At 57.1% G+C, this 4,518-nt stretch carries 5 protein-coding genes; 1 reads left to right on the top strand and 4 read right to left on the bottom strand.

Annotated features, from left to right (window positions below):
* The 4 genes from RS75_RS24850 to hemN form a co-directional block, all read right to left on the bottom strand.
* The coding region (locus RS75_RS24850; protein ID WP_045025268.1) for a beta-ketoacyl-ACP synthase at positions 1–665 on the bottom strand (665 nt) is incomplete at its 3' end.
* A 208-nt stretch (positions 666–873) separates the two neighbouring features.
* The gene (locus RS75_RS24845; protein WP_045025267.1) at positions 874–1,353 is read right to left on the bottom strand and encodes a 3-hydroxyacyl-ACP dehydratase FabZ family protein; all 480 of its coding nucleotides are present in this window, start codon (positions 1,351–1,353) and stop codon (positions 874–876) included.
* 89 nt (positions 1,354–1,442) lie between these two features.
* The gene (locus tag RS75_RS24840) at positions 1,443–1,727 is read right to left on the bottom strand and encodes an acyl carrier protein (RefSeq protein ID WP_152643204.1); all 285 of its coding nucleotides are present in this window, start codon (positions 1,725–1,727) and stop codon (positions 1,443–1,445) included.
* A gap of 114 nt (positions 1,728–1,841) precedes the next feature.
* Positions 1,842–3,191 carry an oxygen-independent coproporphyrinogen III oxidase gene (hemN, locus tag RS75_RS24835; protein WP_045025266.1) on the bottom strand — a complete coding sequence of 450 codons (1,350 nt, stop codon included), beginning with the start codon at positions 3,189–3,191 and terminating at the stop codon, positions 1,842–1,844.
* 212 nt (positions 3,192–3,403) lie between these two features.
* Here hemN and fnrN point away from each other — a divergent pair, with 212 nt between their 5' ends.
* Positions 3,404–4,129, top strand: a complete 726-nt coding sequence (fnrN, locus tag RS75_RS24830; RefSeq protein ID WP_045025265.1) for a transcriptional regulator FnrN — start codon at positions 3,404–3,406, stop codon at positions 4,127–4,129.
* Positions 4,130–4,518 lie beyond the last annotated feature (389 nt).

Genomic DNA, 4,518 nt, shown 5'->3' with positions numbered 1-4,518 from the left:
TGCGCATGCGCACCGATCGCTTCGAACAGCAGGATCATGTCGGGACGCTCGGCGGAGAAGGCGCCGCCCACCAGCGCGTGGCTTGATTCGCCCGAACGGATGCGGTGGAACGCGGTTTCAACGGCGGAAATGCCCGCCGCTTCCTCACCCATGAAGGTGCGGGAGGAGCCGGTAACCTTGTGCACGATGGAGATGTTGCCTGCCATCAGATTGGAAAGCTGGGCGAGAAACAGGGTCGGACGCAGTTCCGTCGTCAGCTTCTCGTTGAGCAGCACTTCGCGGTCGTTGCGCTTCAGCGCCTCATCGACGATCAGCGTATCGACATTGATGTCGCGCTCGCCGCCGCCGGCGGCAACGATCATGTCCATGGTGGCGCAGGCTTCGGTATTCTCCTTCAGCCCGGCATCGTCGAGCGCAAGGCCCGCAGCGAAAACGCCGAGACGCTGCCAGTTTTCCATCTGGCGCTGGTCGCCACGCTTGGCGATCTGCGTGGACCAGTCGATCACCGGCATGGGATGGACCGGATAGGGTTTGAACTTTTCGGTCTCGACCACCGTTTCCGGCGCCGCCGTTCCCGAAAGAAGCGCAAGATGCGCCTGGCTACCGACGCCGTGACAGGTCACGATGCCGACCCCGGTTATCACCACATCATTGTCAGATTTCATCGTCTGTCATCCTTTGCAGCCGGACCGTTCAAGCGGTCACGGCTATCCAACAGCGGTCGCAAACGACCACTCCATGCGTTGCGGAATAAAGCGCGCGATGCGGATTGGCAATGGTGAAGGCCCGATCCGCCTGCACAAGCCCCCGATTTTCATACATCAACACGGCGGCGACGCGAAAAAACGCCCTCTTTCGGTATAGTGGAAGCGCTTATTTTTGCGCATCCGCAGCAATTGCCGCCATCAGGCCGACTTCCTCGGCCCGCTTCCTGACGATAGGCGCGAGCGGAATTTCGCTGAAGGGCATTGTCCGCAGCTTCAGCTGCGCGTCGCAGACCCTCTTGCCGCCAGAGGTGATCTTCGCCTTGGTGACGGCGAAACCGGAACCGTCATGCTCCAGCACCGCCTCGATGTCGAGAACCGCGCCCGGCTCCACGAAAGTCCGCATCTTGGCGCCATCGACCGACATCAGGAACGGCATGGACGAAAAATCGCTGAACGCCAGAACCAGCATGCCGGAAGCCTGCGCCATGGTCTCGATCAGAAGCACGCCCGGAACCAGCGGCATGCCGGGGAAATGTCCCTCGAAAACCGGGCTTTTGTCGGGAACGACGGACTGCGCCTTCAACGTGCGCGTCGTCATATCCACGGTCTCGACCCTGTCGATCATCTGAAAATATTCAAGCAGCATCCGTCCGGCCCGTTTCTGGTCGGTTACGACCCGTCCTTGAAGGCCAGGTCCAGAAAAAGAAATGCCCGCTCGAAGCGGGCATTATCGTCTTAGCCCTTGGCTGCGCTCAATTCGTCGATTTTGGCGCAGAGATTTTTCAGCACGAAGTATTCTTCGGTGGAAACCTTGCCTTCGTTGACTTCCTGCGTCCACTGCTCGAGCGGAATCTTGATGCCGAATTCCTTGTCGATGGCGAAAACGATATCCAGAAAGTCGAGGCTGTCGATGCCCAGATCGTCGATCGTATGGCTTTCCGGCGTAATGGTTTCGCGGTCGATTTCGCTGGTTTCGGCGATAATGTCGGCAACCTTGTCGAATGTAGCTGTCACGCCCATAATCCTTATTGTCGTTTGTATTAAATATGCTGTCTGACGCACCACATAGGCAAGTCGCACAAAAAAGCCAATGGTTTCGTGACGTAACTTTGAAATTTGCCTCAAAACTGTTGCCTAAACAGCAACCGAATGGCGGCCGCGTCCATTACCGAGATAGGCGTCGAAGATTGCCGCGATATTACGGACGAATGGCTTGCCCGCCTCCGTCACGGCAAAAATATCGGCGTCGAACCGCACCACCTTGTCCCTGTCGGTTGCGGCAAAATGCTGCGCCTGCGCCCTGACGGAATGGCTGGCCTTGCCGAACCGATGCTTCAAATCCGAGAAATCGAGCGAAAAATCGCACATCAGCCGCTCGATGACATGCGCGCGCAGATGATCGTCTTCGGACAACTCTATTCCCTTGACGACGGCGAGACCGCCCTCGCCCACTATCCGCTGATATTCCCCCGTCGCCACCATGTTCTGCACATAGCCCTGCGGCAAGCGGCCGATCGAGGATGCGCCAAGCCCGATCAGGGTGTCGGCCGTGTCGGTGGTGTAGCCCTGAAAATTCCGCCGCAGCTCGCCCGCCTCGGCCGCCCGGCATAAATTGTCGGCCGGCCTGGCGAAATGATCGATCCCGATCGTCCTGTAACCCGCCTGGCCAAGCATCTCTCCCGCCATCCTCATCTGGCGGTAACGCTCGGCAATTCCGGGCAATGCGTCTTCGGGGATCATCGACTGGTGTTTTTTCATCCAGGGAACATGGGCATAACCGAAAAGTGCTACCCGGTCCGGGTCAAGCGAGACGATCTGGCTGACCGTCCTCTCCAATGTCTCGCAGGTCTGAAACGGCAGGCCGTAAAGAATATCGCAATTGACCGAATGGACGCCCCTCGCCCGCACGGCGTCCACTACCGATTGCGTCTGTTCGAAGGTCTGGATGCGGTTGATGGTTTTTTGCACTTTGTCATCGAAATCCTGCACGCCAACGCTTGCCCGCGTCATGCCGATGGCGGCAAGCGCATCGTAGCGGCCGTCGTCGAGATCGTTCGGGTCCATCTCCACGCTGATTTCAGGCGCCAACCCGAAGGTGAAATGGCCTCGAAGACAATCCATCAGGCCCACCATATCCTCAGGTCTCAGCATGGTGGGAGAACCTCCGCCGAAATGCACGGCACTCACCACCGCATCCGGTGAAACTAGAGCCCCGACGGCCGTTATCTCCCGTTTAAATGCTTCAAGATAAACGGCAATCGGCTCGTATTTCAGCGTGTGTTTGGTGTGGCAGGCACAGAACCAGCACAGCCGGTCGCAATAGGGAATATGCAGGTAAAGCGATATCCGGTTCCTGTGGCCGAGATCGCCGAGCCAGCGGCGATAGGTGCCAATATCGATTCCCTCGTGAAAATGCGGCGCGGTAGGATAGCTCGTGTAACGCGGCACGGCGCCCGAATATTTGTGAAGAAGTTCGGTATTCATCCCCGGATTTGCCTTTTATCAAGTAAATGTCGATTTCCTCTCTTTCAGTAATGGCTGCGACAGTTTGCAACTTTGACTTCAATCAAGTCGCACCTTAAGTTCTTGCTAAAGTAGACGCGGGGGCGACGGCTACACGGCGCAAGCCTTCGAAAAGACCGGATTTCACACCCACGGTCGCATTCGTCCCTTAAAGCCAGCATCGGAAAAGGCTTATGGACACGTTGCAAAAGACCATCCACAATTCGCAGGAACCCGTGGTGTGCCGCTCCTGCCAGGGGCGCCATGGCGGTCTTTGCAGCACATTGACGCCGCAGCAGCTCTGCGACCTCAACCGTCATTCCAGCCGCAAAAAACTGGAAGCGGGCAATGAGCTGCTTGGCCAGGGTGAACTCGTCACTTCCTATGGCAATATTCTCAACGGCGTGGTGAAGCTCTCGAAGATGATGTCGGATGGCCGCCAGCAGATCGTCGGCCTGCAATTCGCACCGGATTTTCTCGGGCGGCCGTTCATGGCGGAAAGCAAAATGACGGCGGAAGCCGCAACCGATGTGGAAATCTGCCTGTTCCCGCGCCATATCGTCGAGCGCATGGTTTCCGAAGTGCCTGACATGGAGCGGAAACTTCACCGTCAGTCGCTGAAGGAACTGGATGAAGCGCGCGACTGGATGCTGACGCTCGGCCGCAAATCGGCACAGGAAAAAGTTGCGAGTTTTCTTTATATGATCGCCACGCATATCGACCCGGCAAAAGACGACAAATCGTCCTTCGACCTGCCGCTGTCACGCGCCGACATCGCCGATTTCCTGGGCCTCACCATCGAAACAGTTAGCCGGCAAATGACCAAGCTGCGCAAGGAAGACATCATCCGCATCGAGAACAACCGCCATATCACGGTGCCCGACCTCGATATGCTCAGCGAAACCGCCGGCAACGACTGACCGGCACTTTTACGCTGTCTTCATTGCCCCTGAAGCGCTGATTTACCGGAATAAATGTGCGGCGCCCTCGCCTCGGCGGGCAGGAGCGCCAAACCGGCAAGAACCAGCAAAGCGGCGATGCATCTCATGATATTTCACCCTGTCACCCGCTTTTTCAGCGGCCTGTTTGTTATGACCACATCATAAGCGGCAAAGCGCATCCATCCGCTTAATATCTTCGGTAAGCGGATGGTTCAAAGGCAGGGTAAAGAAGGTGTTATGAGAGCGGTTGGGAACACAACGAAGCCCAAGGATTGCCGTCATCCTTGCGCTTGTCCCAAGGATCTAAACACGTCGATAAAATCAAGACGTAGCAGATCCTCGGGCTTGTCCCACTACTGTCCGGTTTA

It is taken from the genome of Rhizobium nepotum 39/7, assembly GCF_000949865.1.
GTDB classification, from domain to species: Bacteria; Pseudomonadota; Alphaproteobacteria; order Rhizobiales; family Rhizobiaceae; genus Agrobacterium; species Agrobacterium nepotum.
The sequence above is the reverse complement of the archived record's forward strand: the minus strand, read 5'-3'. Positions and strand labels throughout refer to the sequence as shown.